Below are 25626 nucleotides of genomic sequence, written 5' to 3'. Positions count from 1 at the left end.
TTTGTAAAGGTGCGACATTGACCCCGCTGGCCAACGGTTTCAGCTTCGGTGAGGGGCCCCGATGGTTCGAGGGGCTGCTGTGGTTCTCCGACATGCTCGGTGAGGCGGTGCACACGGTCAACCTGCATGGCGACATGACCAAACTTCCGCTCCCTGGGCACGCTCCTTCGGGTTTGGGTTTTCGTCAGGACGGGTCGTTGTTGATCGCGTCGACAGAGAAACGCCAGGTACTGCGTTATGACGGCGAGACCGTGGCGACCGTCGCCGACCTGTCCGATGTCGTGTCCGCGAACCTCGGCGACATGGTCGTCGACGACGACGGCAACGCATACCTCGGATCGCAGGCGCGCGCGGACGGCGCGATCGTGCGGTTGGGTGCCGGCGGCGATGTCTCCGTCATCGCCCGCGGCCTCGACTTCCCCAACGGCATGGTCATCACGCCGGATGGCAACACACTGATCGTCGCGGAGTCGACGGGCCGACGCCTGACGGCATTCACCATCGCCTGTGACGGATCCCTCTGCGATCGAAGGACTTTCGCCGATGGCCTGGACGGACCACCCGACGGCATCTGCCTCGACGCCGAAGGCGGCGTGTGGACGGCGATGACGCTGGCCCACCAATTCGACCGGATCGTCGACGGCGGCGAGGTCACCGATCGCATCCCCATCGGCGACCGGACCGCGATCGCGTGCATGCTCGGCGGCCCACAACGCCGAACGCTTTTCATGCTGTCGAGCACCAGCGCATACCCCGAGCGACTGGTCGGCACGAGGCTGTCGCGACTCGATGCGACCACCGTCGACATTCCGGGAGCCGGCCTGCCGTGAGCGACTCGTATTACGAATTGATCGATGCGACAGGCAACCTCGGCGAGAAGTTTCATAGCGACGGATCTGGTGCGCAGCACCTGGTCTGCAGCGATCCAGCACGGAGCACCGGTATCAGCGTTGCTGGTGCGCGCGCTGCCGCATTGAGCGTCGAAACTGTATTCCAGCACGCCTCTACTCGAACTTTGTCTGCTGGAATACAGTTTCGGCGCTCAATCAGCCAACCGCAAAGCCGCTGCGGGACACTGTGTTACCGCTTGCTGCATGCGCGCACGGTCCGATTCCGGGCGCTCGCTGTCGTGAATCGGCACGGTGCCGTCGCTTTGCACCTCCAACACGTCATCGGCGATCGATTCGCAGATCCCGTGTCCCGTGCACTTGTCGAGGTCGACTTCGACCCGCATGATGCCTCCTATTGGACGAACGCGGCGACGCGCTTGACGCCGTGCACAAAGCTGCTGTGCAGCAGTTCCGGCTCACCGAACTCGACCGTCGTCAGCCGGGTGAGCAACTCGCCGAACAGGTTTCGCAGTTCGGTCTTGGCGAGCTGATTACCAAGACAGAAATGCGGACCGCCCCCGCCGAAGCCGAGATGCGGATTGGGTGAGCGCTGCAGGCTGAACCTGCCGGGCTCGTCGAACACCGTCTCATCCCGATTCGCCGAACAGTAGAACAAGCCGACCTTGTCGCCCGCGCTGACCGGCTGTCCGTTGATCTCGGTGTCCTGGGTGACGAAGCGTGCGAACTGCAGAACCGGAGAGGAGTAGCGCACGAATTCCTCGACGGCCTGCCCGATCCGGTTATCGAAGTCAGCCATCAGCCAATCGCGTTGATCGGGATTCTCGGCCAACGCCATCATCGCGTGCGTGGTGGTCTGTTTGGTGGTGTCATTACCCGCCGACGCCAGCAGAATCAGGAACGCGCCGATCTCTTCGTCGGTGAGCCGGTGCCCGTCCACTTCGGCGTTGACGATGCTCGTCATCAGGTCGTCGCCCTGGTTGGCCCGCCGGAACTTCGCCAACTCCTGACCTGTGGTGTTGAGCAGCATGATCTCGTTGATGGTGTCCTGCGCGCGCTCCTCGATCGAGCTGTACTCGTCATCGCTGAGGCCGAACAGCTTCTCGGCGGCCTTCGCCACCGCCGGCTGATCAGCTTTGGGCACGCCGAGCATCTCCATGATCGTCAGCATCGGCAGCCGCGCGGAGCACGCCTCGACGAAGTCGACATTGCCCGCACCGACGAGATCGTCGACGATGGCGACCGCGTTCGCGTGTATCTGCTCTTCGATTCGACGCACGTTGCGCGGTGTGAACGCCGAACTGATCAGCCGCCGATAGGTGGTGTGCTGGGGCGGATCCATGGTCAAGAAGAACGACGCGAAGTGCTGGATCTCGGCGGGCATGGGGTCCAGCGCCACGCCGTCGGCCGACGTGAACAAGTCGGGGTGCTGGCTGACGAACGTGATGTCGGCGCGTCGCGTAAGTGCCCAGTAGCCTGGCTCCTCCATCGGGAACAGCGACGGAAACGGTCGGTGCCAGGACAGGCCCTCGCCGGCTCGAAGCTGGGCGAACTTTTCGTCACGCTGCGCGAACGGCTGGCTCCAGAAGTCGTGCGACGTGATGTCGATCGGGCTGTAATCGCGCGCATGCATCGTTGCCGCTGTCACCGAAACAGCGTGACACTTCGCCAAAATTTTGTAAAGCTGTGACGGTGCCGTCGGCCGACAATTCGAGCCGCGAGCGGATCCTTGCCGCTACCGCGGAGGTGCTCGGCCGCAACGGCATGGCAAAGCTGAGCCTGTCCGAGGTGGCGCTGCAGGCGCAGGTGTCCCGGCCGACGCTGTACCGCTGGTTCGCCTCCAAGAAGGAGTTGCTCGATGCGTTCGTGGTGTGGGAGCGGCAGTACTACGAACGCGCAGTCGCCGACGCGACCGCCGGTCTGCCCAAGGCGGAGAAGTTGGACGCGGCACTGCGGGTCATCGCCGGATACCAGCAGTCCTACCCTGGGCTGCGGATGATCGACATCGAACCGGCCCTGGTTACCCGGCGGTTGGCCCGCGTCATTCCTCTGATGCGCTCACGCCTGGAGCGGCTCGCGACAGGACCCGACGCCGCGGTTGCCGTCGCAACCGCCGTCCGTGTGGCGGTCTCGCACTATCTGGTGCGCAGCGACGACGAAAAGGATTTCCTACAACAGCTTCGGCACGCGGCGCGCGTCAAGCATCACGCGCCTTGAGTTCGGCGAGCACTTGGTCGGTGTGTTCACCGAGTCGAGGCGCCACAAATCGCGGCGCGCAGGGCGTGCCGTGGAAGTCGGCGGGCGTCGCGACCATCGGCATGCCGGCTTCTCCGTCGGGAACATAGACGATGCCTCCGGCGGCGTGGAATTGTTCATCGGCCACCACATCTTCGATGGAGTTGATCGGCGACCAGAAGAACTCCGGTTCTGCGGCAAAGACTTTGGCCCATTCCTCGAGCGGCTTGGTTGCAAAGATCTCGTCGAGTTCGCCCACGAGTTCGCCTGCGTTCGCGGCGCGCGCATGCGCTGATGCGAAGCGTGGATCCGTCAGCCAGTCGGACCGCCCGACCGCGCGGCACAGTGCCGGCCAGTGCCGACTGCCCTGCAGGCCGACGATCCAGAACCGTCGCCCGTCGCCTGCCGTGTAGTTGTTCATACACGGGTTGGCCATGGTCTCGCGCTGGCCGATCGCGATGGGATGCCCTGTCATCAAAAAGGTGTTGAGATCGAAGCTGATGGTGTACGCACCCTGCCGGTACAGCGATGTGCTGACCAATTGCCCCTTCTGAGTCCGCGTTCGCGCGATCAGCGCGGCACACACCGCGGCCGCGAGCGTCATGCCTGCCGAGTGGTCGCCCATACCGCCGCGCTGAAACGGCGGGGTGTCACCTGGGCGAGTCAGCAAGTGGGCCAACCCGGCTCGCGCCCAGAAGGCGGCGACGTCAAAGGCTGCCCGGTCGGCATCGGGGCCGCTTTCGCCGTAGCCGGTGATCAGGCCGTAGACCAATCCGGGATTGCGTGCGGCGACCGTGTCGAAGTCGAGTCCGATCCTCTTCAATGCGCCGGGACGGATGTTGGTCAGGAAAACGTCTGCGTCGCTGAGCAATTCGAATGCCGTGGCGCGGCCGTCGTCGCTGCCGAGCTCGAGCACGATGCCGCGCTTGGAGCGGTTGTCCATTTCGAATGGCGGGCTGGTGCCATCTTCGATACCGAGCATCCGCCCGAATGTGCGTGCGGGATCACCGTCGGGTGGTTCGATCTTGATGACGTCGGCGCCCCAGTCGGCAAGTATTCCGCCTGCCGCAGGGCCGGCCACCCAGACGCCGAGTTCGACGACCTTGACGCCCTCCAGCGGTCCGGACACGGTGTACAACGTATCGCCACCGACGCGCTTGTCGACCGCATTCGCTCATTGCCGGTGATCGACCATCTAGGATCATCTCGAAAAACCGATTGAGGTCTTGTGAACGAACCGCTACCCGACGCATCCGGCGCCGCTGAGGACACCTCGACGCGGCACCGGATTCTCGTCGCGACCGCGGAAGTGCTCGGCCGCAGCGGTCAGACGAAGCTGAGCCTCTCGGAGGTGGCGCTGCAGGCGGGCGTCTCGCGGCCGACGTTGTACCGGTGGTTCGCGTCCAAGGGTGAGCTGCTCGACGCATTCGGTGTGTTCGAGCGGGAGATGTTCGACGGTGGCATCAGCCGGGCCACGTCGGGGCTACGGGGCACCGAGAAGCTGGACGCCGCGCTGCGGTTCATCGTCGAGTATCAGCAGTCGTACTCCGGCGTGCGGTTGGTCGACATCGAACCCGAGGTCGTCATCGCCCAGCTGGGCAGGATCCTTCCAGTGATGCGGGCGCGCCTGCAGAAGCTGATGCCGGGCCCGAACGGAGCGGTGAAGGCCGCCACGGCGATCCGGGTGGCGGTCTCGCACTACATCGTGCGCAGTGATGATGGCGACCAATTCCTTGCGCAGCTGCGCCACGCCGCGGGGATCAAGCAGCAGGCCTGATTGCTTCGCCCTCGCCGAAGTGGTGACACTTTGCCAATAATTTGTAAAGCTGTCTGCCATGTCGGGAGTGCAGACAGAGTCCGGTGTGCTCGCCGGTGACGAGCGGATGCTCATCGACGGTGAATTGCAGATCACAAGCAGCAAAGCGACATTTGACGTCATCCATCCGGCCTCCGAGGAGGTGGCAGGCAGGGCGACCGATGGAACGGTCGAGGACATGGCGCGTGCGGTCGGGGCGGCCAGGCGCGCGTTCGACGTGACCGACTGGTCGCGCGACCTGGACTTCCGCTATCACTGCCTGACACAGCTGCACGAAGCGCTGGAGCGCAACAAGGAGCGGCTGCGCCGGGTGCTCATCACCGAGGTCGGCTGTCCCGTCACGGTATCGGGCAGCCAGGTAGAGAGTCCGATTGCAGAGGTCGCGCACTGGACCGAGCACGGAAGAGCGTTCGAGTACCTGGTCGACAACGGGGTGCACGAGACGCCGTTGGGTCCCGCGCGACGCAAGATCCACTACGAGCCGGTGGGTGTCGTCGGCGCGATCACACCGTGGAATGTGCCCTTTTACCTCAACGTGGCCGAGACCGTCCCCGCACTGATGGCAGGCAACACGGTGGTGCTCAAGCCGGCGCAGCTCACCCCGTGGTCGGGCAGCGAGTACGGCAGGATCGTGGCCGAGGAGACCGACATCCCGGCGGGGGTGTTCAACGTGGTGGTGTCGAATGCAAACGAGGTGGGCGCGGCGTTGTCGGCCGACCCGCGCGTCGACATGATCACGTTCACGGGGTCGACGGCGACCGGACGGGCGATCCTGGCCGCGGCAGCGTCGACGGTGAAGAAGACATTGCTGGAGTTGGGCGGGAAGTCGGCGCACATCGTGCTCGACGATGCGGACTTCAATTCCGCGCTGCCGATGGCGGCGATGATGGCGTGCGTGATGTCGGGTCAGAGTTGTATTCTGCCGAGTCGAATCCTGTTGCCGCGCAGTCGCTATGAGGAAGGTCTGGCGATACTCAAGGGCGCGATGGAGAACTTCCCTGTCGGCGACCCGTGGACGCCAGGCAACATGCAGGGGCCGCAGATCAGCCAGATGCAACGGCAGAAGGTGCTCGGGCTGATCCGCAGTGGCCTGGATTCGGGCGCACGGCTGGTGACGGGTGGCGGCATTCCTGAAGACCTGCCAACGGGTTATTACGTGCAGCCGACGCTGTTGGCCGACGTCGATCCGGATTCGCAAGTGGCGCAGGAGGAGATCTTCGGCCCGGTGCTCACGGTGACGCCGTACGACAGCGACGATGAGGCGATCGCGATCGCCAACAACACGATCTACGGACTCTCGGGCGAGGTCAGCAGTGCCGACGTGGACCGGGCGTTCGAGGTGGCCAAGGCGATGCGGACGGGCAACGTCACGATCAATGGAAAGAGCCACTTCGGTATTGGCAGTCCCTTCGGCGGGATCAAGCAAAGTGGGCTGGGCTATCGCAACGGCGAGGAAGGGTACAAGGAGTACCTGGAGGCCAAGACGATCGGCATGCCGAATTGACGGACGAGGTCGAGATCGCCGGTTTGTTGTACCGGTACGCGAGGGCGGTCGACAGCAAAGACTGGGAGTTGTATCGGTCGGTGTTCACCGAGGACGCGTACATCGACTATTCGTCGGCGGGCGCGGCGGTCGGCAATCGCGACGAGGTGGTCGATTGGTTCGCGGCGAACTTCGGCGTCATCCCGTGGAGCATGCACTACATCACCAACATCGAAAGCGATATCGACGGTGACACGGCGAAGGTGCGGGCGATGTTCTACAACCCGATGCAGTTGCCGGGACGGGCATCGATGAGTTCGTGCGGCGGCTATTACCACCACGAATTGGTGCGCACACCGGACGGGTGGCGCAGCAGGCATCTCCGCGAGGAGAACGTGTGGTTCGTCAACGCGCCTATTCGGTAACGCCGAAACTGCGGTGAGATCGCGTTTCCACGCGAGATCGCGATCTCCCAGGGCCTACGCGAAGCCGGGGACAGTCTCGGCGAACCAGTTACCCCTCGGCCGCCAATTGCCCGCAGGCGGCGGCGATTTCGCGGCCACGGGTGTCGCGCACCGTGCAAGAGACGCCGCGCTCCCGGACCCGCTTCACGAACTCGCGTTCGGCCGGTTTCGGGCTGGCATCCCATTCGCTGCCCGGCGTCGGGTTCAACGGAATCACGTTGACGTGTGCCAGCGGGCCCAGCGCCCCGTGCAGCCGTTTGCCCAAAAGGTCTGCCCGCCATGGCTGGTCGTTGACGTCGCGGATCAACGCGTATTCGATGGATACCCGCCGCCCCGTCACGTCGGCGTAATACCGCGCCGCTTCCAGCGCTTCGGAAACCTTCCATCGATTGTTGACCGGCACCAGCGTGTCGCGCAGTTCGTCGTCCGGCGCGTGCAGCGACAACGCCAGCGTCACGCCGAGCCGTTCGTCGGCCAGCTTGCGGATCGCAGGCGCCAGACCCACCGTCGACACGGTCACCGACCGCGCCGAGATCCCGAAGCCCTGTGGCGGTGCCTCCACGATTCTGCGCACCGCCCCAATCACTCGGTTGTAGTTGGCCAGCGGCTCCCCCATGCCCATGAACACGATGTTCGACAGCCTGCCACCGCGCGCTGGGCGCGCGATCCCATCCCCGTCGCGGTCGCGCAACTCCACCGCCGCGGCCCGCACCTGCTCGAGGATCTCCGCCGTCGATAGATTGCGCGTCAACCCACCCTGGCCCGTCGCGCAGAATGGGCATGCCATGCCGCAGCCCGCCTGCGAGGAGATGCACACCGTGTTGCGCTGCGGATAACGCATCAGCACCGATTCGAATGTCGTGCCGTCGACCGCCCGCCACAGCATCTTTCGCGTCTCGCCCGCGTCGCACTCGATCTCCCGCACGGCGTCCAGCAACCGCGGAAACAACGCCGAGGCGACCTGATCGCGCACCCCTGCCGGCAGGTCCGTCATCTGATGTGGATCGGCGATCAGCCTCCCATAGTACTGATTCGCAAGCTGCTTGCCCCGAAACGCAGGCAGGCCCAACTCCGCGACAGCTGCCGCGCGGCCCGCCTCATCGAGGTCAGCGAAGTGCCGCGGCGGCATCGCACGTCGCGGGGCATCGAAGACCAGGGGCAAAGACATGTCCTGCCAGTATCTCACCTGCGGTCGGTTGAAATTGATTGGCGGTGACAGGCGTTGATCGCAACCATGGGAACCATGACCCTGCCCCCAATGCCGCTGCGCGCCGCGTCGAACCTGACGTTCTTCTACGCACTGGGCTATCCCATTGGTGCACTTGCTGTTTCAGCGATGTCGCCGATGGCCGTGCTGGTGTTCCGGTTCGGACTGGCGGGCGCCATCCTCGCGGCATGGGCATTGCTTTCGCGTGTGACATGGCCCACTGGGCGCACTCTCGTGCACGTGCTGATCACCGGATTGCTCACCAACGCGCTGCAGTTCATCTGCCTGTATCTGGCCCTGATGCACGGCGCGCCCGCGGTGCTCGGCGCCGTCGTCATCTCGATGAACCCCGTCGTCACCGCCGTGCTCGCGACGCTGTTCCTGGGTGAAGGCCTGTCGTGGGCACGGGCAAGCGCGCTGGTCCTCGGCGTCCTCGCGGTATTGGCCGCCTGCGCGGGACGGCTGATCACCATCGGCGGCGTCGACACCGTCGTGCTGCTGCTCCTCGTCGCGCTGCTCAGCCTCGCCGCAGGCGGGGTCTACCAGCAGCGCTTCTGTACCGGAGTGGATTTCCGTGCCACCGCCGCCCTCCAAAATGGTGTCGCGCTGCTACCCGTCGCGGTGCTGGCCATCGTCATGCCCTTCTCGGTCACCGACCCGTGGAAGGCCGCAGGCGCGGTCGCGGCCGTCGTCCTCCTCAACGCGACCCTCTGCATGACGCTTTACGTGCGTGCCATCAACAACTACGGTGCCGCCGCGGTGGCGATGCTGTTCGCGGTCATTCCCGCCGTCGCGGGCCTGCTGTCCTGGCTGATGCTCGGCCAACGGCCGGATATCGGAATCGCCGTGGGCCTGGTGGTAGGCGCCGCCGCGTGCTGGCTGAACGCCCGGGTGTCACGCCAGCAGCGTCAAGACGATCCAGCCGGCGACAGCGGACGGCAGCATCGCGTCGATCCGGTCCATGATGCCTCCGTGACCGGGTAACAGCGTGCCCATGTCCTTGATGCCGAGATCGCGCTTGACCTGAGACTCGACCAGATCGCCGAGCACACCGGTGATCACCAGCATCAACCCCAGCGGCACACCGACCCACGCGGGCTTGTCGAGTAGGAACGCCACCGACAAGACCGCGGCGGTGACGCCGAATACCAGCGAGCCGCCAAGCCCCTCGAACGACTTTTTCGGGCTGATCGCAGGCGCCATCAAGTGCTTGCCGAACAACACTCCGGCCACATAGCCGCCGATATCGGCGAACACCACGGTCGCGATCACCGTGAACGTTCGGAAACCCCCGTGATCCTGGAAGATCAACAGCGCACTGAAGCTGGCGAACAGCGGCACCCACGTCGCGATCAGCACGGTGGCCGAGATGTCGCGCAGATAGTTCACCGGCTGCTCGCCGAGCCCCTCGCCGATCAGGCGCCACACCATGCATACGACGATCGTTCCGCCGTAGGCGCCGACCAGTCCGGCGGGGCCGAAGGGCCACGTCAGCCAGATCATGGCAAGGCCGCCGATCAGCAGCGGTATCACCGGAAGCGCGTAGCCTGCCTCTCGCAGCCGCCGCACCACCTCATGCATGGCAATCGGAATGAACACCGACAGCACCGGCAGCCAGCCGATCGGGGCGAAGAACAGCACCGCGATCGCCATCCCGCCGAGGACGACGCCGACGCCGATCGCCGCGGGCAGGTCGCGGCCCGCGCGGGATGTCTTCTTGGGCGGCTCGGTCGGGCCGGCGTCAGTGTCTGCCACGGGGGTCGCGTGCTGTTCGGTCACTAGACCTCCAGCAGCTCGCCTTCTTTGTGCTTGACCAGCTCGTCGATCTGGGTGGTGTAGGTGTGCGTGGTCTTGTCGAGATCCTTCTCGGCCCGCGAGACCTCGTCCTCGCCCGCTTCGCCGTCCTTCTTGATGCGGTGCAGTTCCTCCATCGCCTTGCGACGGATGTTGCGCACGGTGACCCTGGCGTCCTCGCCCTTGGCCTTGGCCTGCTTGACCAGTTCGCGTCGGCGTTCCTCGGTGAGCTGGGGAATCGCGACCCGGATGACGTTGCCGTCGTTGGTCGGATTCACCCCGAGATCGGAGTTGCGGATCGCGTCCTCGATGTGGCGCAACTGATTCGCCTCATACGGCTTGATGACGACGAGGCGAGCCTCGGGCACGTTGATGCTCGACAGCTGGGTGATCGGCGTCATCGAGCCGTAGTAGTCGACGTTGACGCGGGCGAACATGCCAGGGTTGGCTCGGCCGGTGCGGATCGACGACAGGTCGTCGCGCGCCACCGCCACCGCCTTCTCCATCTTCTCCTCGGCGTCGAAGAGGGTTTCGTCGATCAACGTGACTCCTTGTCAGGTGGTGACCAGTGTTCCGATCTTCTCACCTGCCACCGCCCGCGCGATATTCCCGTCGGTAAGCAGGTTGAACACCAGGATCGGCATGCCGTTGTCCATGCACAGGCTGAACGCGGTGGCGTCGGCCACCTTCAGCCCCTTGTCGATGACTTCGCGGTGGCTGATCGCGGTCAGCAACTGCGCGTCGGGGTCGACCCGGGGGTCCGCGGTGAAGACGCCGTCGACCGCCTTGGCCATCAGCACCACCTCGGCACCGATCTCGAGCGCACGCTGCGCGGCCGTGGTGTCGGTCGAGAAGTACGGCAGCCCCATGCCTGCGCCGAAGATCACCACCCGGCCCTTCTCGAGGTGCCTGCGGGCGCGCAACGGAATGTAGGGCTCGGCGACCTGGCCCATGGTGATCGCCGTCTGCACCCGCGTAGCGATGCCTTCCTTCTCCAGAAAGTCTTGCAGCGCAAGACTGTTCATCACCGTGCCGAGCATGCCCATGTAGTCGCTGCGGCTGCGCTCCATGCCGCGCTGCTGCAACTGCGCACCGCGGAAGAAGTTGCCGCCACCGATGACGACCGCCACTTGCACCCCGCTGCGGACCACTTCGGCGATCTGCCGGGCCACCTGGTGGACGACGTCGGGGTCCAAACCAACCTCGCCGCCGCCGAACATCTCGCCGCCGAGCTTGAGCAGCACGCGGGAGTACATCGGCCGGATCAGTGATGGTTCGTTGCCGTTGGGGCTAGTCGGGTCCGCCATCCGACTCCTTCGAGGTCCTCGGCTGTGATCGCACCTAATCCTGCCCCATAACGGCCGAAAAGCCGCTATGGGGTCAGGGGTGCGTGGCGGATCAGCTCGCGGGTAGGTGCGCGGTCAACAGGTGGGCTGGCACCGACTTGCGGCCATTGCCCTCGTCGCGGACGTCGCCGAACGGCATCGGCGCGGTCGCGATGTCCGGCAAATTGGCGTGGATGCGCGCGGGCCGGATCTCATCGATGATCCAGTACTTCGACACCACCTCGCGCAATTCGTCCGCTGTGACGGGGTTGGCCGGACCGTCGGGCAGACCGGCGCGGTCGAACACCAGGATGAAGTAGGACGCTTTCGGCGCGGCGGCACGGACGATGGACTGCTGGTAACCCTCGCGGGCCTCGACCGGAATCGAGTGGAACAGCGTCGAGTCGACGATGGTGCCGAACCGGTCGTCGTAACCGCCGAACGCGCTGATATCCGCGACCTCGAAGCTGGCGTTGGTCAGCCCGCGCCTGGCCGCCTCGGCCTTGGCCAGCGCGATGGCTGTCGGCGACAGGTCCAGGCCGACCGTGGTGAAGCCGCGCTCCGCCAGATGCAGGTCGACGGCCGCCTCGCCGCAGCCGACGTCGAGCACGTCACCGTGAAACTTGCCCTGTTCGATCAGGGCCGCGATTTCCGGCTGGGGCTCGCCGATGCTCCACGGCGGTTTGGTGCCGAGCCCAAGCTCCTCGGCCTCACCCCGGTATGCGGTCTCGAACAGATCTTGTGTGGGTTGGGTCATACCTCCGGTATATCAATGTGCTTGATATGTGTCAATATAGTTGATATGGATGACAACCTCGAGGACGAGCCACTCGGTTACCTGCTACACCGGGTGCTGCTCCCGTTGAAGACAGATGTGACGGCAACCGTCCTCGATCCCCTGGAGGTGGCGTTCCCGGAGTACCTGTGCATGCGGGTGCTCTCGAAATATCCAGGGCATTCCAATGCCGAGTTGGCCCGCGCGCTGAACGTGTCGCCGCAGGCGATGAACATGGTGCTGCGGGGTCTCGAAGACCGCGGACTGGTCAGCAGGCCGGCCAGCGTGTCGTCTGGGCGGTCGCTGCCCGCGCGGCTGACCCGCGACGGCGAGGACCTGCTCAAGCGCACCGACGACGGGGTGCGTGCGGCCGAGGGTCGCTTGATGACCAATCTGAGCGACGAAGAACGGCGCGAGTTCAAGCGAATCCTCGCCACGCTCGGCTCCGACCCGATCTAGGACAACGATGATCTACGTCTCCCGGCTGTTGACCGATCGCGCGATGGCCCATCTTCGCTCGCGCGGGCATGAATTGCGGGTGGGCAACGAAGATCCGCCGAGCCGCGCCGAATTGGCGGCGGGCATCGCCGGGGCCGGCGCCGCCGTTGTCACGCTCACCGAGCGAGTGGACGCCGAACTGCTCGCGGCGGCGGGAAAGCAGTTGAAGGTCATCGCGAATGTCGCTGTGGGATATGACAACATCGACGTCGCCGCCGCGCAGGCGGCCGGCGTCACAGTCACGAACACGCCCGGCGTACTTGATCGCGCCACCGCCGATCACACCTTCGCCCTCATCCTCGCCGCCACTCGGCGCGTGGTCGAGGGCGATCGATTCCTCCGCTCCGGACAGTCGTGGGTGTGGGGACCGCGGATGCTCGTCGGCCTCGACATCAGTGCCGACGCAACGTTGGGCATCCTGGGCTACGGCCGCATCGGCCGGGCTGTCGCGCAGCGCGCCAAGGCATTTGACATGACGGTCATTGCGTCGGCGCGCAGCCGCCAACCCGGGACCGAGGAGGACGGCGTCGCCTTCGTCGACAACCCGACCCTGCTTGCCGACAGCGATGTCGTCAGCGTGCTCACCCCGCTCACCTCGCAGACGCGACACCTGATCGACGCCGCGGCCTTGTCGGCGATGAAACCCACCGCCTATCTGGTCAATACGGCCCGCGGCGGCGTCGTCGACGAAGCGGCGCTCATCGATGCACTGACAGCCGGCCAGATCGCAGGCGCGGCACTCGACGTCTTCGAGGGCGAACCACACGTCAACCCTGCGTTGCTCGAAGCGCCGAATCTCGTTGTCACGCCGCATATCGCGAGTGCAGGCGAGGCGACACGCGACGCGATGGGCATTCTGGCCATCGACAACGCGGCGGCGGTCCTCGCAGGCAAGCCGCCGCTGACCCCGGTGAGTTGAGTCAGGCTCTGCGGCCGATCCCGGCGATCATCATCGGGGTGAGCATCCGGCGGTCCTCTGCGAAGAAGCTCCCCGCGGCCTCGGCTTGGCCGGCAGAGAGTCGTCCAGACTTCACGACGGCTTCACGAAGGCTTTCGAACGTCAACCGGAAGAAGTCGAAGCCCGGTGATGTCGATTCGATGAACCTGGCGCGGCCCTCGCCACGCATATCGGTGAGCCCCGCGGCTTCCATGTCGCCGACCAGTCGGCGTCCGTAGTCGCGCTCGAATCCGGCTGCCGTCATGAAATCGACGATGGCGTCGCCGATCTCGCTGAACTCCCGGGTGCCGTCCTCGAATCCGTAGTTGGTCCAGTCGTAGTCCTCCATGACCATCCACCCGCCGGGTTTCAGTGCGGCGACCAATCGGTCGAGAATCTGTTTGCGATCGGCGAGATGTTCGAGCACCAGCCGCGAGTGGACCAGGTCGTAGGCGGACTCGGGCAGGTCACCGCAACGAAGATCGAAGCGGCACACCGTGATCGAATCCGACGCCAGGTGGTCGATGAAGCGAGTGTCGATATCGATCGCTGTCACGTGGGCGCCGCGAGAAGCCATCCACTCGACCATCGATCCACCACCCGCACCGACCTCGAGGCATGTCCAACCCGGGCCGACGCCGAGTTCGTCGAGCAGCGCCTGGCTGCCCGGGTCCCACAGCGCCTCCATCCCCGCCAGCCTGGCGCGCTCCTCGCCGAAACCAGGGTCCAGGACGTAGTCGCGCGTCATGACTGGATTTTGGCCCAGGGCCGCGCCTCCTCGAGCTCATATGCCAATTTCAGGAGTCGCGCTTCGCCGCCCCATACCGTCGAGAGCATCATGCCGACCGGCATGCCCGAAGCGGACTCCCCAAGAGGCAGCGATATCGCAGGATCGCCGGTCGCGTTCTGCAACGGGGTGAACGCCACCCATTCCAGAAGCCGGTTCATGATCTGGTCGTAGTCCGCAGTCGGATCGAGATATCCGACCGGTGGGGTGTCCTCGGCCAGCGTCGGCATCAGCACCGCGTCGAACTCGCCGGACAACCGTTCGGTGAGGCGGCGCGAGCGAGCAAGTCGCGCGATGGCCAGGGGCACCCGGTGCAAATTCCTGGCCGCCATGCGATCGAGGCCGAGCGTCAGGTTGTCCAGCTTGCCGCGGTCGAAGCTCGGGCCGAACATCCGTCGGCCACTGCGCACGATCGAGAATGCCAGGAACGACCAGTAGGTCAGGAAGTCGTCCTTGAACCGCTCCGGCACGGGATTGTCGATCTCGGTCACCTGGTGGCCGAGCTCCTCCAGAAGCGCGGCCGTCTTCAGCGTCAGCTCGCGCATCTCGGCACTGGCTTCTCGCATGATCGATTTCGTGCAGAACGCGATTCGTAGCCGCGGCGATCCCGGCGCTGTGACGTCGCCGATCGCGGGCAGCTTCGGGTTGCGATGGATGCGTTCGGCTTCCCGCAGGAACGCCGCAGTGTCGCGCACCGAGCGAGTCACCACCCCGTTCGCGACGATGTGCAGCGGCATCCTGGCGGTCTCCTTGTCCAGCGGCAGCCGTCCGCGAGTCGGCTTCAAGCCGACCAATCCGTTGCAGGACGCCGGGATTCGAATGGAGCCGCCGCCGTCGTTGGCGTGAGCGATCGGCACCACACCCGCGGCGACGAACGCCGCCGACCCCGACGATGAGGCACCCGCGGTGCGCTCCGTATTCCACGGATTGCGCACCGGCCCGATCCGCGGATGCTCGGCCGCGCCGCTGAAGCCGAACTCCGACATCTGCGTCTTGCCCAGCGGGACAAGGCCGGTGCCGAGGAACACCTTCGCCCATGCACCGTCGGCCGGAAGCGGGCGCGGCTCCCAGGCGTCAGAGCCCTGCATCGTCGGCATGCCCTCGACGGCCACGTTGTCCTTGATGAAAGACGGCACTCCGTCGAAGTAGCCGCCGTACTGACGCCGGGCGTCGGCCCTGGCCATGGCCCGGCCGTAGGCCTCGAACGCAAGACCGTTGAGTGTTGGATTGACGGCTTCGGTGCGCGCGATGGCGGCCTCGACCAACTCCCGCGGCGACACCTCGCGTGCGCGGAGTTGCTCGACGAGACCGACAGCGTCGTGATCGCCGAGGGCGTCATCGCCGAAGGCGTGGATGCGAACCATGGCCCAGACGGTACCAAGTCGTACCGCGTGCATGGTTGCCGACGCAAAGGGCCCCTGGAATCCCAGGGGCCCTCGCGTGTGGTTTCGCGGCGTTACGCCTGGCCGACCTCGAACCGCACAAAGCGGGTGACGGTCACGCCTGCCTCGTCGAGCAGCGCCTTGACGGTCTTCTTGTTGTCGAACACCGACGGCTGATCGAGCAGCACGACGTCCTTGTAGAAGCCGGTCACGCGGCCCTCGACGATCTTGGGCAGCGCCTGCTCGGGCTTGCCCTCGTTACGGGCGGTCTCCTCGGCGATGCGGCGCTCATTGGCGACGATGTCCTCCGGCACATCCTCACGCGTCAGGTACTTGGCCTTCAGCGCGGAGATCTGCAGCGCGACCGCGTGCGCGGCCTCCTTGTCGGAGCCTTCGTACTCGACGAGAACACCCACAGCGGGCGGCAGGTCCGAAGCCCGCTTGTGCAGGTAGGTCTCCACGGTGCCGTCGAAGTAGGCGACGCGACGCAGTTCCAGCTTCTCGCCGATCTTCGCGCTCAAGTCCGCGATGACCTGCTCGACCGTGGTGTCGCCGGCCCCGCCAACAACCCGAGCCGCCTTCAGCGCGTCGATGTCGGTCGCCTTGGCAGCGGCGGCCGCCGCGACGATCTGATCCGCAACCGCCTGGAATTCGGCGTTCTTGGCGACGAAGTCGGTCTCGGAGTTCAGCTCGATCAGCGCACCGTCCTTGGCGGCCACCAGGCCCTCGGCGGTCGCGCGCTCGGCGCGCTTGCCGACGTCCTTGGCGCCCTTGATGCGCAGCAGTTCGACGGCCTTGTCGAAGTCGCCGTCGGCCTCAACCAGCGCGTTCTTGGAGTCGAGCATTCCGGCGCCGGTCAGCTCCCGAAGTCGCTTGACGTCGGCAGCGGTGTAGTTCGCCATCTCAGCCTTCCGTGATCTTGGGTTCGGTTTGAGTCTCGGCCCCGGCCGTCTCCGTCGACGCCGTGGCGCCTGCCAGCAGCTCCTGCTCCCACTCGGCGAGCGGTTCGGCGGAATCGGCCTCGGGCTTGTCGCCGTCACGGCCCACGTTGGCACGGGCCTGCAAGCCCTCAGCGACCGCCGAGGCGACGACCTTGGTCAGCAGCGCGGCCGACCGGATGGCGTCGTCGTTGCCCGGGATCGGGTAGTCGACCTGGTCGGGATCGCAGTTGGTGTCGAGGATCGCGATCACCGGGATGCCCAGCTTGCGGGCTTCACCGACGGCGATGTGCTCCTTGTTGGTGTCGACCACCCAGATGGCCGACGGCACCTTCTGCATGTCGCGAATACCGCCGAGGCTGCGCTCGAGCTTGTTCTTCTCGCGGGTCAGCATCAAGATTTCCTTTTTGGTGCGACCCTCGAAGCCACCGGTCTGCTCCATGGCCTCGAGTTCCTTGAGGCGCTGCAGACGCTTGTGCACGGTCGAGAAGTTCGTGAGCATGCCGCCAAGCCAGCGCTGGTTCACGTACGGCATGCCGACGCGGGTCGCCTCCTCGGCGATCGATTCCTGCGCCTGCTTCTTGGTGCCGACGAACATGATGCTGCCGCCGTGCGCCACCGTCTCCTTGACGAACTCGTACGCCTTGTCGATGTAGGTCAGCGTCTGCTGCAGATCGATGATGTAGATGCCGTTGCGGTCGGTGAAGATGAACCGCTTCATCTTGGGATTCCAGCGCCGGGTCTGATGCCCGAAGTGGGTGCCGCTGTCGAGCAGCTGCTTCATGGTTACAACAGCCATGAGTCCATGGTTCCTTTTCGTCGGTTGACGCGCGGCGCCGGTTGGCGCCGAGCCCTGGTGTCTGCTCAGATGCCGAACCCTCCGGAGAAGGGACCGACGACATCCGGATATGACCTTGACGAACCGGGTCATGTGTAGACACGCGAAGTCAGCCCGCTCTGCGAGCTGCGGTTAGCAGTTTACACGCTGGACAGGGGTGCTTTTTCCACAGTGGCCCGGCGCTGCACAGATCGTCCCAGCGCACTGGCGCAAACCGGCCGCGCCCCGCTGAGCTGGTCAGATGCGATGGATCACGGTGGTCATGGTCATGGTCATGGTCGCTGCCGCACCGGCAGCAGCCGACGACGGCAGGCTGGATTGGCCGCTGCGGCCGCGACCACCTGTTCTGCGGATGTTCGACGCACCGTCGCCGAACTGGAACCGCGGCCATCGCGGCGTCGACCTCGCGGCCAGGCCGGGCCAGCCCGTCCATGCGGCCGCCACGGGCACGGTGGTATTCGCCGCGGAGCTGGCGGGCCGGCCGCTCGTCTCGATCGCGCACCCCGGCGGACTGCGGACCACCTATGAGCCGGTGCGCGCGACGGTACGGCCGGGCCAACGGGTCGACGCCGGCGCGGTCGTCGGCAGGCTCGAGCCGGGCCATGCCGGTTGTGTTGCCGCCGCGTGTCTGCACTGGGGCGCGATGTGGGGTGCGGCGTCGCGAGCGGACTACGTCGACCCGCTGGGCCTGGTGCTCGGCACCCCGGTCAGGTTGAAGCCGCTGCACGGCTGATGCGCCTACCGTCGTCCTGATGACCACCGACGCTCATCGCTCACGCCCGCTTCGCTTCGGTCTGCACACCGCGCTGCCCCGTGGCACCGACTTCGGCGCATTCGCGAACTCGGTGCAAGACGCCGGGTTCGATGTGCTGACCATCCCCGATCATCTCGTCGCATCGATGTCGCCATTCGCAGGAGCGACGGGCGCCGCCGCGGCCACGAACCGTCTGCACATCGGGACTCTGGTGCTCAACAACGATTTTCGCCATCCGGTCGAGACCGCACGCGAAGCCGCGACCGTGGCCGCCCTCTCCGGTGGCCGCTTCGAGTTGGGTCTCGGCGCCGGGCACATGAAGTCCGAATACGACGCCGCAGGACTGCGATTCGACTCGGGTGGCACACGCGTCGACCGGCTCATTGAGGCGGTCGACGTCATTCGCCCGCTGCTTGACGGCGAGGCCGTCGACGTCGACGGCGCGCATTACTGCGTGCGCGCGGCGGCAGGCGAACTGGTTGCCGCGCCGGGTGTGCCGGTCCCTCTGCTGATCGGCGGCAATGGCACACGCGTGCTGCAACTTGCGGGCAGAGCGGCCGACATCGCCGGGCTGGCGGGTTTCACCCACAACCGCGACGCGACGAAGGTCAGTCTCACCCACTTCGACGCGGGCGGACTCTTGGACCGCATCGCCGTGGTCCGTGAGGCCGCGGGTGACCGATTCGACGCCGTCGAGCTCAACGTGCTGATCCAGTTCGTGGTGCACACCGACGACCGTGACGCATCAGCAGCAGAACTGGCCGCGGTGTTCGGCGGCATCTCGCCGGAGTTCGTGCTCGATTCCCCCTTCGTCCTGCTTGGCACGCACGAGCAGATGGCCGAGGCGCTTGTCGAGCGTCAACAACGGTTCGGAGTCAGCTACTGGACGGTGTTCGACGAATGGATCGGACGCGAGTCGGCGATGCCGGATATCGCGAAAGTCATTGCGCTGCTTCGTTAGCGATTCCGGGATCACGCCCGTGGGTGGGCCTGGTCGTGGACGGCTCGTAGGCGAGCGACCGTGACGTGGGTGTACAGCTGCGTGGTGGCCAACGTCGAATGGCCGAGAAGTTCCTGCACGACCCGCAAGTCTGCGCCACCTTCAAGTAGATGCGTTGCGGCGCTGTGCCGCAGCCCATGTGGGCCGATGTCGGGCGCGCCGTCGACCGCGGCGACGGTCTGATGCACGACGGTGCGGGCCTGCCGCGGATCCAGTCGGCGGCCGCGCGCGCCGAGCAGCAGCGCGGGCCCGGAATCCGCGGTGACCAGTTCCGGGCGCCCATCGGCCAGCCACGCCGTCAACGCGGCCTGCGCCGGCTCACCGAACGGCACCGTCCGCTGTTTGTTGCCCTTGCCGAGGACGCGCAACAGGCGGCGGGACTGGTCGACGTCGTCGATGTCTAGCCCGCACAGCTCGCTGACACGAATACCGGTCGCGTACAACAACTCGACGATCAGCTGGTCTCGTAGCGCGAGCGGATCGCCTTGCTGTGCACCGGATTTCGCCGCAGCCATGGCATCCATCACCTGATCCTGCCGCAACACCGACGGCAGGGTGCGTCGCGCCCTCGGGATCTGCAGCTTGGTGGCCGGATCGCTCGCCAGCAGCCCGCGCCGCATCGCCCACGCCGTGAAGGTCTTGACCGCCGACGTCCGTCTCGCCAGCGTGGTGCGCGCTGCGCCTGCGGACGCCTGCGCGGCGAGCCACGACCGCAACAACGCAAGGCTCAGCCTGTCCAAGTCCCCGCCAGGAATTCGCTCGGCGACAAAGTCGAACAGCGAGCGCAGATCACCCAGATACGCCCGGCGCGTGTGCTCGGAGCGGCCACGTTGCAACGCGAGATACTCGTCGAACTCTTCGAGCAGTGCCTCCACTCCCCTACGGTCGCAGAACCTGCCGCCGAGTCTCAGGTGACGCGCCGCAGCACGTCGGGTGTCAGATCCTTCAGCGTCGGATAACCGTCGACGGCCATGATGAGGTCCGCCTCGGCCAACAGCGAACGCAACACGTGCACCACGCCGTCCTCGCCGCCGATCGCCAACCCGTATGCGAACGGGCGCCCGACACCGACCGCCGTCGCACCCAGCGCCAGTGCCTTGACGATGTCGGCACCGCTGCGGATGCCTGAGTCGAACAGCACGGGCAGTCCGTCGGCGGCCGCGACCACGCCGGGGAGGCAGTCGATGGCCGGTATCCCGCCGTTGGCCTGACGGCCGCCGTGGTTGGAGCAGTAGATCCCGTCCACCCCACCGTCGCGCGCGCGACGGGCATCGTCGGGATGGCAGATGCCCTTGACGATCAGCGGCAGGTCGGTGAGCGAGCGCAGCCATGGGAGGTCGTCCCATGTCAGCAGATTGCCGAACAGCGACACCCAGCGCAGCACCGCGGCTTGCGGGTTCTCTTCGGGTGTCTGTTGCAGGCCGGCCAGAAACACCGGATCGCTGGTGTAGTTCGCCAGACAGCGACCGCGAAGTTGCGGGAAGTTCGACGTGGACAGATCACGCGGGCGCCAGCCAGGCACCCAGGTGTCGAGCGTGACGATGATGCCCTTGTATCCGGCGGCCTCGGCGCGCTGCACGAAGCTGGCCGCCAAGTCACGATCGGTGGGTGTGTAAAGCTGGAAAAACCCTGGGGTGTCGCCGAATTCGGCGGCAATATCTTCCAGAGGGTCCTCGGTCAGCGTCGAGATGACCATCGGCACGCCGGTGCGGGCGGCAGCCCGCGCGGTCGCGAGGTCACCGTGGCCGTCCTGCGCACAGATACCCGTGACACCGATCGGGGCCATGAACATCGGCGACGGCAGCGTCAGCCCGAACACCTCCACCGACAGGTCGCGCTCCCGCTGCGCGTTGAACATCCGTGGCATCAGGCCCCAGTTGTCGAACGCCGTGCGATTCACCCGCTGGGTGCGTTCGTCGCCGGCACCGCCGGCCACGTACGACCAGATGGACGGCGGCATCGCGGCCTCCGCCTTGGCCTCCCACCCCGCGAACGACATCGGGAGCGACGGCACGATGCCCGACAACCCCCGCAGATAGATTTCGAACTGGTAATCGCCGAATGCCATGCCCTTAGCCTGCCAGTCCGGCACCCGCAGCGTCGTTCACCGAACCAAACGGAGCGCCACCCCGGCGTACACCTGCCCCAACTTCTGCGCGTCGCGATGCTGGCGGGACGGAAACCACCGGCACACGTCCACGCACAACGACGAGATCGCCATCACCACCTCGTCGACGTTGTCGACGTCGAACTCGCCCGCGGCCACCCCGCCCGCCACGATCCCGCTGATGACGTCGGTCGCCTGGTGACGCAGCGGGGCGATCGTCCGGTAGTGCGCCGGTGTCAGGCCGTGCAGTTCGTACTGCACGACGCGGGCCTGCTTGTGATTCTCGGCGTGCCAGGAGGCGAACGCCGCCACCACAGCCCGCAGTCGCGCGGTGAATCCGGCGCCCGGATCGTCGGCGCGTTTCAGCGCCGCGAGCAGGCTGCTGTGGCCCTCCAGCGCGATGGCGTAGAGCAGTTCCTCTTTGGAGCGGTAGTGCGGGTACATCGCCGTGGCGCTCATGTTGAGCCGCTTGGCGATCTGCCGGGTCGAGCTGCCCCCGTAGCCGGACTCCGCGAACGCCTCTATGGCGGCGCGCCGCATACGTTCCGCCGCAGCTGAATCCGCAGCTCGATCGATGGTCATGACGGTCGGATCCTACACGTACTTGACTTCCGGTCACGGTCGGCGCATCATAAGCGAGCGCTCATAAAATGAGCGATCGCTAATGTCCACCTACCCCTCGGAAAGGCTGTCCCCGACATGGCGGAGTTCCTCTCGCGGCGTGATGTCGACTTCCTGCTCTACGAGTGGCTGGACGTGGTGGAGTTGACCAAGCGCGACCACTTCGCCGAGCATTCCCGCGACACCTTTGACGCCGTGCTGGATCTTTCCGCCGACATCGCCGCGAAATGCTTTGCGCCGCATAACAAGAAGGGCGACCAGAGCGAGCCGACGGTCGGGCCCGACGGCAAAGTAGTGCTGATCGACGAGATCAAAGACGCTCTGGGCACCTTCAGCGAAGCGGGCCTGCTGGCCGGATCGTTCGACGAGGCGGTCGGCGGTATGCAGCTGCCGATGGTGGTCGCCCAGGCGTCGATGGCGTTCTTCCGGGCCGCCAACCCGAGCACGACGTCGTACGCATTCCTGACCGTGGGGAACGCCAACCTGTTGGTCGAGTACGGCACCAAGGAGCAGATCGACACCTGGGTGCGCCCGATGCTCGAGGGCCGTTACTTCGGCACCATGTGCCTCTCGGAACCCGACGCGGGTTCGTCGCTGGCCGACATCACCACCAAGGCGGTTCCCGCCGCCGACGGCACCTACCGCATCACCGGAACCAAGATGTGGATCACCGGCGGCGACCACGAACTCACCGAGAACATCGTGCATCTCGTGCTGGCGAAGGCACCCGGAGGCGGACCTGGTGTCAAGGGCATCTCGCTGTTCATCGTCCCGAAGTTTCTGCCCGACGGCACCCGCAACGACGTCGCCCTGGTCAGCCTGAACCACAAGATGGGCAACCACGCCACCACCAACGCGCTGCTGAACTTCGGCGACGGCACGCACAGCCCCGCCTCAGAAGCCGGCGCCGTCGGCTATCTGGTCGGCGAGGAGCACAAGGGCCTGGCCTACATGTTCCACATGATGAACGAGGCCCGGATGGCGGTGGGACTGCAGGCGATGGCGACCGGCTACGCCGGCTACCTGGCCTCGGTCGAGTACGCCAAGGAGCGCACCCAGGGCCGCCCGGTCGACGACAAGGATCCCTCGCGGGCGCCGGTGACGTTGATCGAGCACGCCGACGTCAAGCGAATGCTCTTGGCGCAGAAGTCATATGTCGAGGGCGCGTTCGCGCTCGGCCTGTATTGCGCGATGCTGGTGGACGAGGGGCGCACCAGCATCGGGGCCGATCGCGACCGCGCCCGGTTGCTGCTCGAGGTGTTGACTCCGATCGCCAAGAGTTGGCCGTCGCAGTGGTGTCTGGAGGCCAACAGCCTGGCCATCCAGGTGCACGGCGGCTACGGCTACACCAAGGAATTCGATGTCGAGCAGTGCTACCGCGACAACCGCCTGAATGCGATTCACGAAGGCACACACGGCATTCACGGCCTCGATTTGTTGGGGCGCAAGGTCGTCATGGCCGACGGTGCGGGCCTGAGTCTGCTGGCCGAGCGGATCAACGCCACCATCGACAAGGCCTCGCAGTCCGACAGCACCGCGGGCTACGCCGAGCAGTTGCGCCGGGCGGTGCAGCGGTTGGTCGACGTGACCGCAACGCTGTGGGCCGCGGGCGACGTCGCGACCACACTGGCCAACTCGACCGTTTACCTGGAGGCCGCCGGACATGTGGTGGTGGCGTGGATGTGGCTCGAACAGCTGATCGCCGTCAGCGATCATCGCGGCGACTTCTACGACGGCAAACGCGCTGCGGCTCAGTACTTTTACGCCTACGAACTACCGAAAACCGGTCCGCAGTTCGATCTGCTGGCCAGTCTGGACCGCACCACCGTGGACGCCAACGCGGGCTGGTTCTAGACCGACGCTTCCGCCTCGGCCAGCTCGCGCTTCCACTGGCGGAAAGTCTCCTCTGTGCGGCCACGCCGCCAATAACCGGAGATCGACGCCGCCCACTTGGCCTCGACGCCGCGTTCCTTGCGCAGGTAGGGCCGCAGGTTGTGCATGACGGCCTGCGCCTCCCCGTGAATGAAGACCTGCACCTGCCCGGGCAACCAGGCGGCCTCCTTCACCGCCGCGATCAGCGGTGCGTGGTCGCCCGCGGTGTCCTCGGGCACCAGGTCGGCTCGGCCCCCGCGGTAGATCCACCGCACCTCGACACCGGAAGGCGCTGTCAACGCAATCTCGTCCTCGGGGCCGGCGACCTCGATGAAAACCTGACCGACCGCGTTGTCGGGCAACGCTTCCAGCGCTGCGCTGATGGCCGGGACGGCCGCCTCGTCGCCTGCGAACAGGTGCCAGTCGGCCGCGGGGTCGGGCGAGTACGCACCGTTGGCGTTCGTCACGTATGCGGGTTGTCCCGGGGTCACCGACGCCGCCCACGGGCCGGCCACACCGTGCTCGCCGTGTACGACGAAGTCGATGGCGATCTCGCGGCGCTCGTCGTCGACTCGGCGCACCGTGTACGTGCGCACCGTGGGGCGTTGGCTGGGCGGGAGTTCGGTGAAGCTGTCCATCGTCAGCGGTTGGGGCAACGCGCCGACGTCGACGCCGTCGGGCACGAACACGATCTTGACGTACGAGTCGGTGAACTCGTTGGGGACGAACGTGTCGAAGCCGGCACCCCCGAGGACAACGCGAATCAGGTGCGGGGTCAACTGCTCGGTGCGCACCACCTCGAACGTGTTCAACGGTCGCCCTGCCACTGTGTTCCTCCAGATTCGTTAGTCAACCTCATCGAGGATACGAGTGCAGCCGAGTCGGTGGCGTCCTACCTGGCCAGCACGCGGGCTGCGGCCTTGGGCTGCCAGTCCGACGTCAACAGCGCGCCGAAATTGTCCTGCTCGTTGTCCCTGTCGGCGGTGTCTACGTCACGAATCGAGTAGATGAACACCGGGCCGCTGAACCCCGACTCCGCCGACTTCCACAACACATCGGTGATCTGCCGAGCCTGCTCATCCCAGCTGACACCGGCGGCCGACGGCGCACTGGTGGGCGCACCGATCTCGGTCATCCAGATCTTTTTGCCGCCATCCCCGTTGGCGGCCATCAACTGATGCACCCGCTCGACATCCGACCACCCGTTGTGATCGTCGATGCCCAGCCCGTTGGGATAGACGTAGGGATGCATCGCCATGGCGTCGAAGGAACCCTTCGCACCCAGTTCGTACATCGTCTTGACGAATGCAGGCGGATCGTCGGGCGCCCATGCGCGGCTCAATCCCGCGGCGATCACGGTGCTCTCCGGCTGGGACGCCTTGATGGCGGGATACGCAGTCTTGAGCAGTTCGGTATAGCGGGCCGCGCGGTCGGGCACCTGCCCGAAGAACAGCGGAACGTTGGGCTCGTTCCAGATCTCCCAATTGGATACGCGGTCGCGGTACCGCTGCACCACCTTCTCGGCGAATGCGGCGAATGTATTGGGGTCCACGGGCGGCGCGCTGAAGTAGCTTCCCGGCGCCCTGGCCCAATCGGGGGTGTAGGCGATCAGCCCGAGCACGTTGAGGCCGCGCTGTCGCGCGCCGTTGACCCAGTGGTCGACGTAGCCCCAGTCGTAGGCGCCGGGCATCGGTTCGACGAGATGCCAGTCGATGAGCACCCGCAACCACGTCGCACTGGTCTTGGCCACGGCGTCGAGTTCGCGGTCGGCGTCGGCGGTGCTCATGTAGGTCATCGGCGCGCCGACGCCGAAACCGTAGCCGTCCCGCGGCGGGGTCACCGCCTGGGCGGTCACCGCCCGCTGTCCGACGACCGTCATCGCGGCGACGAGCAGGACCACGGTGACAACGCGGGCAACGAGCCTGCTCGTCGCGCTGTGCATGGA

28 protein-coding genes and 1 pseudogene are annotated in these 25626 nt (G+C 66.0%); 12 read left to right on the top strand and 17 right to left on the bottom strand.

Annotated elements, in window-relative coordinates; all coding sequences use genetic code 11:
* Nucleotides 1-17: 17 nt before the first annotated feature.
* Together ACGFK1_RS03015 and ACGFK1_RS03010 are read left to right on the top strand one after the other, a co-directional pair.
* Nucleotides 18-830 carry an SMP-30/gluconolactonase/LRE family protein gene (locus tag ACGFK1_RS03015; protein WP_393425337.1) on the top strand — a complete coding sequence of 271 codons (813 nt, stop codon included), beginning with the start codon at nt 18-20 and terminating at the stop codon, nt 828-830.
* Nucleotides 827-968: pseudogene (locus ACGFK1_RS03010) on the top strand (thioesterase family protein); the annotation flags it as partial. The gene ACGFK1_RS03015 and the pseudogene ACGFK1_RS03010, both read left to right, overlap by 4 nt.
* 74 nt (nt 969-1042) lie before the next feature.
* Here ACGFK1_RS03010 and ACGFK1_RS03005 read toward each other — a convergent pair.
* Together ACGFK1_RS03005 and ACGFK1_RS03000 are read right to left on the bottom strand one after the other, a co-directional pair.
* Nucleotides 1043-1234, bottom strand: a complete 192-nt coding sequence (locus ACGFK1_RS03005) for a ferredoxin (protein ID WP_393425334.1) — start codon at nt 1232-1234, stop codon at nt 1043-1045.
* Nucleotides 1235-1242: 8 nt separating this feature from the next.
* Nucleotides 1243-2481, bottom strand: coding sequence for a cytochrome P450 (locus ACGFK1_RS03000; protein WP_393426319.1), 1239 nt, complete (start codon nt 2479-2481; stop codon nt 1243-1245).
* A gap of 53 nt (nt 2482-2534) precedes the next feature.
* Between ACGFK1_RS03000 and ACGFK1_RS02995 the strand changes: the two genes are divergently transcribed.
* Nucleotides 2535-3065: a TetR/AcrR family transcriptional regulator gene (locus tag ACGFK1_RS02995; RefSeq protein ID WP_393425331.1), complete on the top strand. Its 531-nt coding sequence runs from the start codon at nt 2535-2537 to the stop codon at nt 3063-3065.
* Here the strand turns inward: ACGFK1_RS02995 and ACGFK1_RS02990 are convergent.
* On the bottom strand, nt 3046-4212 hold the full coding sequence (locus ACGFK1_RS02990) for a CaiB/BaiF CoA transferase family protein (RefSeq protein WP_393425328.1): 1167 nt from the start codon (nt 4210-4212) through the stop codon (nt 3046-3048). The two genes, ACGFK1_RS02995 and ACGFK1_RS02990, sit on opposite strands and share 20 nt — an antisense overlap.
* Before the next feature lie 99 nt (nt 4213-4311).
* Here ACGFK1_RS02990 and ACGFK1_RS02985 point away from each other — a divergent pair, with 99 nt between their 5' ends.
* From ACGFK1_RS02985 to ACGFK1_RS02975, 3 genes are read left to right on the top strand one after another with little or no spacing between them, the layout of a single operon-like run.
* The gene (locus ACGFK1_RS02985; RefSeq protein WP_393425325.1) at nt 4312-4860 is read left to right on the top strand and encodes a TetR/AcrR family transcriptional regulator; all 549 of its coding nucleotides are present in this window, start codon (nt 4312-4314) and stop codon (nt 4858-4860) included.
* Between the two features lie 58 nt (nt 4861-4918).
* Nucleotides 4919-6403, top strand: a complete 1485-nt coding sequence (locus tag ACGFK1_RS02980) for an aldehyde dehydrogenase family protein (RefSeq protein WP_393425322.1) — start codon at nt 4919-4921, stop codon at nt 6401-6403.
* Nucleotides 6400-6807, top strand: coding sequence for a nuclear transport factor 2 family protein (locus ACGFK1_RS02975; RefSeq protein ID WP_393425319.1), 408 nt, complete (start codon nt 6400-6402; stop codon nt 6805-6807). The genes ACGFK1_RS02980 and ACGFK1_RS02975 overlap by 4 nt, the downstream gene beginning before the upstream one ends.
* 88 nt (nt 6808-6895) lie before the next feature.
* Here ACGFK1_RS02975 and rlmN read toward each other — a convergent pair whose 3' ends face one another.
* Nucleotides 6896-8014, bottom strand: a complete 1119-nt coding sequence (gene rlmN, locus ACGFK1_RS02970) for a 23S rRNA (adenine(2503)-C(2))-methyltransferase RlmN (RefSeq protein ID WP_393425316.1) — start codon at nt 8012-8014, stop codon at nt 6896-6898.
* Between the two features lie 66 nt (nt 8015-8080).
* Here rlmN and ACGFK1_RS02965 point away from each other — a divergent pair, with 66 nt between their 5' ends.
* A complete protein-coding gene (locus tag ACGFK1_RS02965; RefSeq protein WP_393425313.1) occupies nt 8081-9037 on the top strand; it encodes a DMT family transporter in 957 nt (318 codons plus the stop codon).
* On the opposite strand, the gene ACGFK1_RS02960 is transcribed toward ACGFK1_RS02965, so the two are convergent.
* The 4 genes from ACGFK1_RS02960 to ACGFK1_RS02945 form a co-directional block, all read right to left on the bottom strand.
* Nucleotides 8948-9832, bottom strand: coding sequence for a phosphatidate cytidylyltransferase (locus tag ACGFK1_RS02960; RefSeq protein WP_393425310.1), 885 nt, complete (start codon nt 9830-9832; stop codon nt 8948-8950). The genes ACGFK1_RS02965 and ACGFK1_RS02960 overlap by 90 nt on opposite strands.
* Complete coding sequence (gene frr, locus ACGFK1_RS02955) at nt 9832-10389, bottom strand: ribosome recycling factor (RefSeq protein WP_393425307.1); 558 nt, start codon at nt 10387-10389, stop codon at nt 9832-9834. The genes ACGFK1_RS02960 and frr overlap by 1 nt, the downstream gene beginning before the upstream one ends.
* A gap of 12 nt (nt 10390-10401) precedes the next feature.
* Complete coding sequence (gene pyrH / locus ACGFK1_RS02950) at nt 10402-11154, bottom strand: UMP kinase (protein ID WP_393425304.1); 753 nt, start codon at nt 11152-11154, stop codon at nt 10402-10404.
* Nucleotides 11155-11245: 91 nt separating this feature from the next.
* Nucleotides 11246-11929, bottom strand: coding sequence for a class I SAM-dependent methyltransferase (locus ACGFK1_RS02945; RefSeq protein ID WP_393425301.1), 684 nt, complete (start codon nt 11927-11929; stop codon nt 11246-11248).
* A 45-nt stretch (nt 11930-11974) separates the two neighbouring features.
* On the opposite strand from ACGFK1_RS02945, the gene ACGFK1_RS02940 reads away from it, so the two are divergent.
* Nucleotides 11975-12406, top strand: a complete 432-nt coding sequence (locus tag ACGFK1_RS02940) for a MarR family winged helix-turn-helix transcriptional regulator (protein WP_393425298.1) — start codon at nt 11975-11977, stop codon at nt 12404-12406.
* A gap of 7 nt (nt 12407-12413) precedes the next feature.
* On the top strand, nt 12414-13364 hold the full coding sequence (locus ACGFK1_RS02935; protein ID WP_393425295.1) for a 2-hydroxyacid dehydrogenase: 951 nt from the start codon (nt 12414-12416) through the stop codon (nt 13362-13364).
* Nucleotide 13365: 1 nt separating this feature from the next.
* Here the strand turns inward: ACGFK1_RS02935 and ACGFK1_RS02930 are convergent, their stop codons facing one another.
* From ACGFK1_RS02930 to rpsB, 4 genes are all read right to left on the bottom strand, one after another.
* Complete coding sequence (locus ACGFK1_RS02930; RefSeq protein WP_393425292.1) at nt 13366-14130, bottom strand: class I SAM-dependent methyltransferase; 765 nt, start codon at nt 14128-14130, stop codon at nt 13366-13368.
* Complete coding sequence (locus ACGFK1_RS02925; RefSeq protein ID WP_393425289.1) at nt 14127-15533, bottom strand: amidase; 1407 nt, start codon at nt 15531-15533, stop codon at nt 14127-14129. Before ACGFK1_RS02925 ends, ACGFK1_RS02930 begins: the two co-directional genes overlap by 4 nt.
* A 92-nt stretch (nt 15534-15625) precedes the next feature.
* Nucleotides 15626-16453, bottom strand: a complete 828-nt coding sequence (tsf, locus tag ACGFK1_RS02920) for a translation elongation factor Ts (protein ID WP_393425286.1) — start codon at nt 16451-16453, stop codon at nt 15626-15628.
* Between the two features lies 1 nt (nt 16454).
* Entirely contained in the window at nt 16455-17288 is an 834-nt protein-coding gene (gene rpsB / locus ACGFK1_RS02915) for a 30S ribosomal protein S2 (RefSeq protein ID WP_393425283.1), read from the bottom strand.
* 280 nt (nt 17289-17568) lie between these two features.
* On the opposite strand from rpsB, the gene ACGFK1_RS02910 reads away from it, so the two are divergent.
* Together ACGFK1_RS02910 and ACGFK1_RS02905 are read left to right on the top strand one after the other, a co-directional pair.
* The gene (locus ACGFK1_RS02910) at nt 17569-18060 is read left to right on the top strand and encodes a M23 family metallopeptidase (protein WP_393425280.1); all 492 of its coding nucleotides are present in this window, start codon (nt 17569-17571) and stop codon (nt 18058-18060) included.
* Nucleotides 18061-18079: 19 nt separating this feature from the next.
* Nucleotides 18080-19042, top strand: coding sequence for an LLM class F420-dependent oxidoreductase (locus ACGFK1_RS02905; RefSeq protein ID WP_393425277.1), 963 nt, complete (start codon nt 18080-18082; stop codon nt 19040-19042).
* Between the two features lie 11 nt (nt 19043-19053).
* Here the strand turns inward: ACGFK1_RS02905 and ACGFK1_RS02900 are convergent, their stop codons facing one another.
* The 3 genes from ACGFK1_RS02900 to ACGFK1_RS02890 are packed head-to-tail and all read right to left on the bottom strand — an operon-like array spanning nt 19054 to nt 21770.
* A complete protein-coding gene (locus tag ACGFK1_RS02900) occupies nt 19054-19956 on the bottom strand; it encodes a tyrosine recombinase XerC (RefSeq protein ID WP_393425274.1) in 903 nt (300 codons plus the stop codon).
* Between the two features lie 32 nt (nt 19957-19988).
* Nucleotides 19989-21149: an alpha-hydroxy-acid oxidizing protein gene (locus tag ACGFK1_RS02895; RefSeq protein ID WP_393425271.1), complete on the bottom strand. Its 1161-nt coding sequence runs from the start codon at nt 21147-21149 to the stop codon at nt 19989-19991.
* Nucleotides 21150-21185: 36 nt separating this feature from the next.
* The gene (locus ACGFK1_RS02890) at nt 21186-21770 is read right to left on the bottom strand and encodes a TetR/AcrR family transcriptional regulator (RefSeq protein ID WP_393425268.1); all 585 of its coding nucleotides are present in this window, start codon (nt 21768-21770) and stop codon (nt 21186-21188) included.
* A 117-nt stretch (nt 21771-21887) separates the two neighbouring features.
* Between ACGFK1_RS02890 and ACGFK1_RS02885 the strand changes: the two genes are divergently transcribed.
* Nucleotides 21888-23663: an acyl-CoA dehydrogenase gene (locus ACGFK1_RS02885; protein ID WP_393425265.1), complete on the top strand. Its 1776-nt coding sequence runs from the start codon at nt 21888-21890 to the stop codon at nt 23661-23663.
* Here ACGFK1_RS02885 and ACGFK1_RS02880 read toward each other — a convergent pair.
* Both ACGFK1_RS02880 and ACGFK1_RS02875 read right to left on the bottom strand, forming a co-directional pair.
* Nucleotides 23660-24508: a siderophore-interacting protein gene (locus ACGFK1_RS02880; protein WP_393425262.1), complete on the bottom strand. Its 849-nt coding sequence runs from the start codon at nt 24506-24508 to the stop codon at nt 23660-23662. The two genes, ACGFK1_RS02885 and ACGFK1_RS02880, sit on opposite strands and share 4 nt — an antisense overlap.
* Before the next feature lie 65 nt (nt 24509-24573).
* Nucleotides 24574-25623 carry a hypothetical protein gene (locus ACGFK1_RS02875; protein WP_393425259.1) on the bottom strand — a complete coding sequence of 350 codons (1050 nt, stop codon included), beginning with the start codon at nt 25621-25623 and terminating at the stop codon, nt 24574-24576.
* Between the last annotated feature and the right edge of the window lie 3 nt (nt 25624-25626).

Source organism: Mycobacterium sp. NPDC048908 (genome assembly GCF_043197955.1).
Taxonomy (GTDB): domain Bacteria; phylum Actinomycetota; class Actinomycetes; order Mycobacteriales; family Mycobacteriaceae; genus Mycobacterium.
Note: the sequence above shows the minus strand (reverse complement) of the source record. Positions and strands in the feature narration are given on the sequence as shown.

Coding starts and splice junctions, on each gene's coding strand:
- ACGFK1_RS02890 (WP_393425268.1), bottom strand. CDS start 21,770: ATGACCATCGATCGAGCTGCGGATTCAGCTGCGGCGGAACGTATGCGG.
- ACGFK1_RS02945 (WP_393425301.1), bottom strand. CDS start 11,929: ATGACCCAACCCACACAAGATCTGTTCGAGACCGCATACCGGGGTGAG.
- ACGFK1_RS02925 (WP_393425289.1), bottom strand. CDS start 15,533: ATGGTTCGCATCCACGCCTTCGGCGATGACGCCCTCGGCGATCACGAC.
- ACGFK1_RS03000 (WP_393426319.1), bottom strand. CDS start 2,481: ATGCATGCGCGCGATTACAGCCCGATCGACATCACGTCGCACGACTTC.
- ACGFK1_RS02910 (WP_393425280.1), top strand. CDS start 17,569: ATGCGATGGATCACGGTGGTCATGGTCATGGTCATGGTCGCTGCCGCA.
- ACGFK1_RS02895 (WP_393425271.1), bottom strand. CDS start 21,149: ATGGCATTCGGCGATTACCAGTTCGAAATCTATCTGCGGGGGTTGTCG.
- tsf (WP_393425286.1), bottom strand. CDS start 16,453: ATGGCGAACTACACCGCTGCCGACGTCAAGCGACTTCGGGAGCTGACC.
- ACGFK1_RS02935 (WP_393425295.1), top strand. CDS start 12,414: ATGATCTACGTCTCCCGGCTGTTGACCGATCGCGCGATGGCCCATCTT.
- pyrH (WP_393425304.1), bottom strand. CDS start 11,154: ATGGCGGACCCGACTAGCCCCAACGGCAACGAACCATCACTGATCCGG.
- ACGFK1_RS02930 (WP_393425292.1), bottom strand. CDS start 14,130: ATGACGCGCGACTACGTCCTGGACCCTGGTTTCGGCGAGGAGCGCGCC.
- ACGFK1_RS02905 (WP_393425277.1), top strand. CDS start 18,080: ATGACCACCGACGCTCATCGCTCACGCCCGCTTCGCTTCGGTCTGCAC.
- ACGFK1_RS02965 (WP_393425313.1), top strand. CDS start 8,081: ATGGGAACCATGACCCTGCCCCCAATGCCGCTGCGCGCCGCGTCGAAC.
- ACGFK1_RS02875 (WP_393425259.1), bottom strand. CDS start 25,623: ATGCACAGCGCGACGAGCAGGCTCGTTGCCCGCGTTGTCACCGTGGTC.
- ACGFK1_RS02885 (WP_393425265.1), top strand. CDS start 21,888: ATGGCGGAGTTCCTCTCGCGGCGTGATGTCGACTTCCTGCTCTACGAG.
- rpsB (WP_393425283.1), bottom strand. CDS start 17,288: ATGGCTGTTGTAACCATGAAGCAGCTGCTCGACAGCGGCACCCACTTC.
- ACGFK1_RS02940 (WP_393425298.1), top strand. CDS start 11,975: ATGGATGACAACCTCGAGGACGAGCCACTCGGTTACCTGCTACACCGG.
- ACGFK1_RS02980 (WP_393425322.1), top strand. CDS start 4,919: ATGTCGGGAGTGCAGACAGAGTCCGGTGTGCTCGCCGGTGACGAGCGG.
- rlmN (WP_393425316.1), bottom strand. CDS start 8,014: ATGTCTTTGCCCCTGGTCTTCGATGCCCCGCGACGTGCGATGCCGCCG.
- ACGFK1_RS03005 (WP_393425334.1), bottom strand. CDS start 1,234: ATGCGGGTCGAAGTCGACCTCGACAAGTGCACGGGACACGGGATCTGC.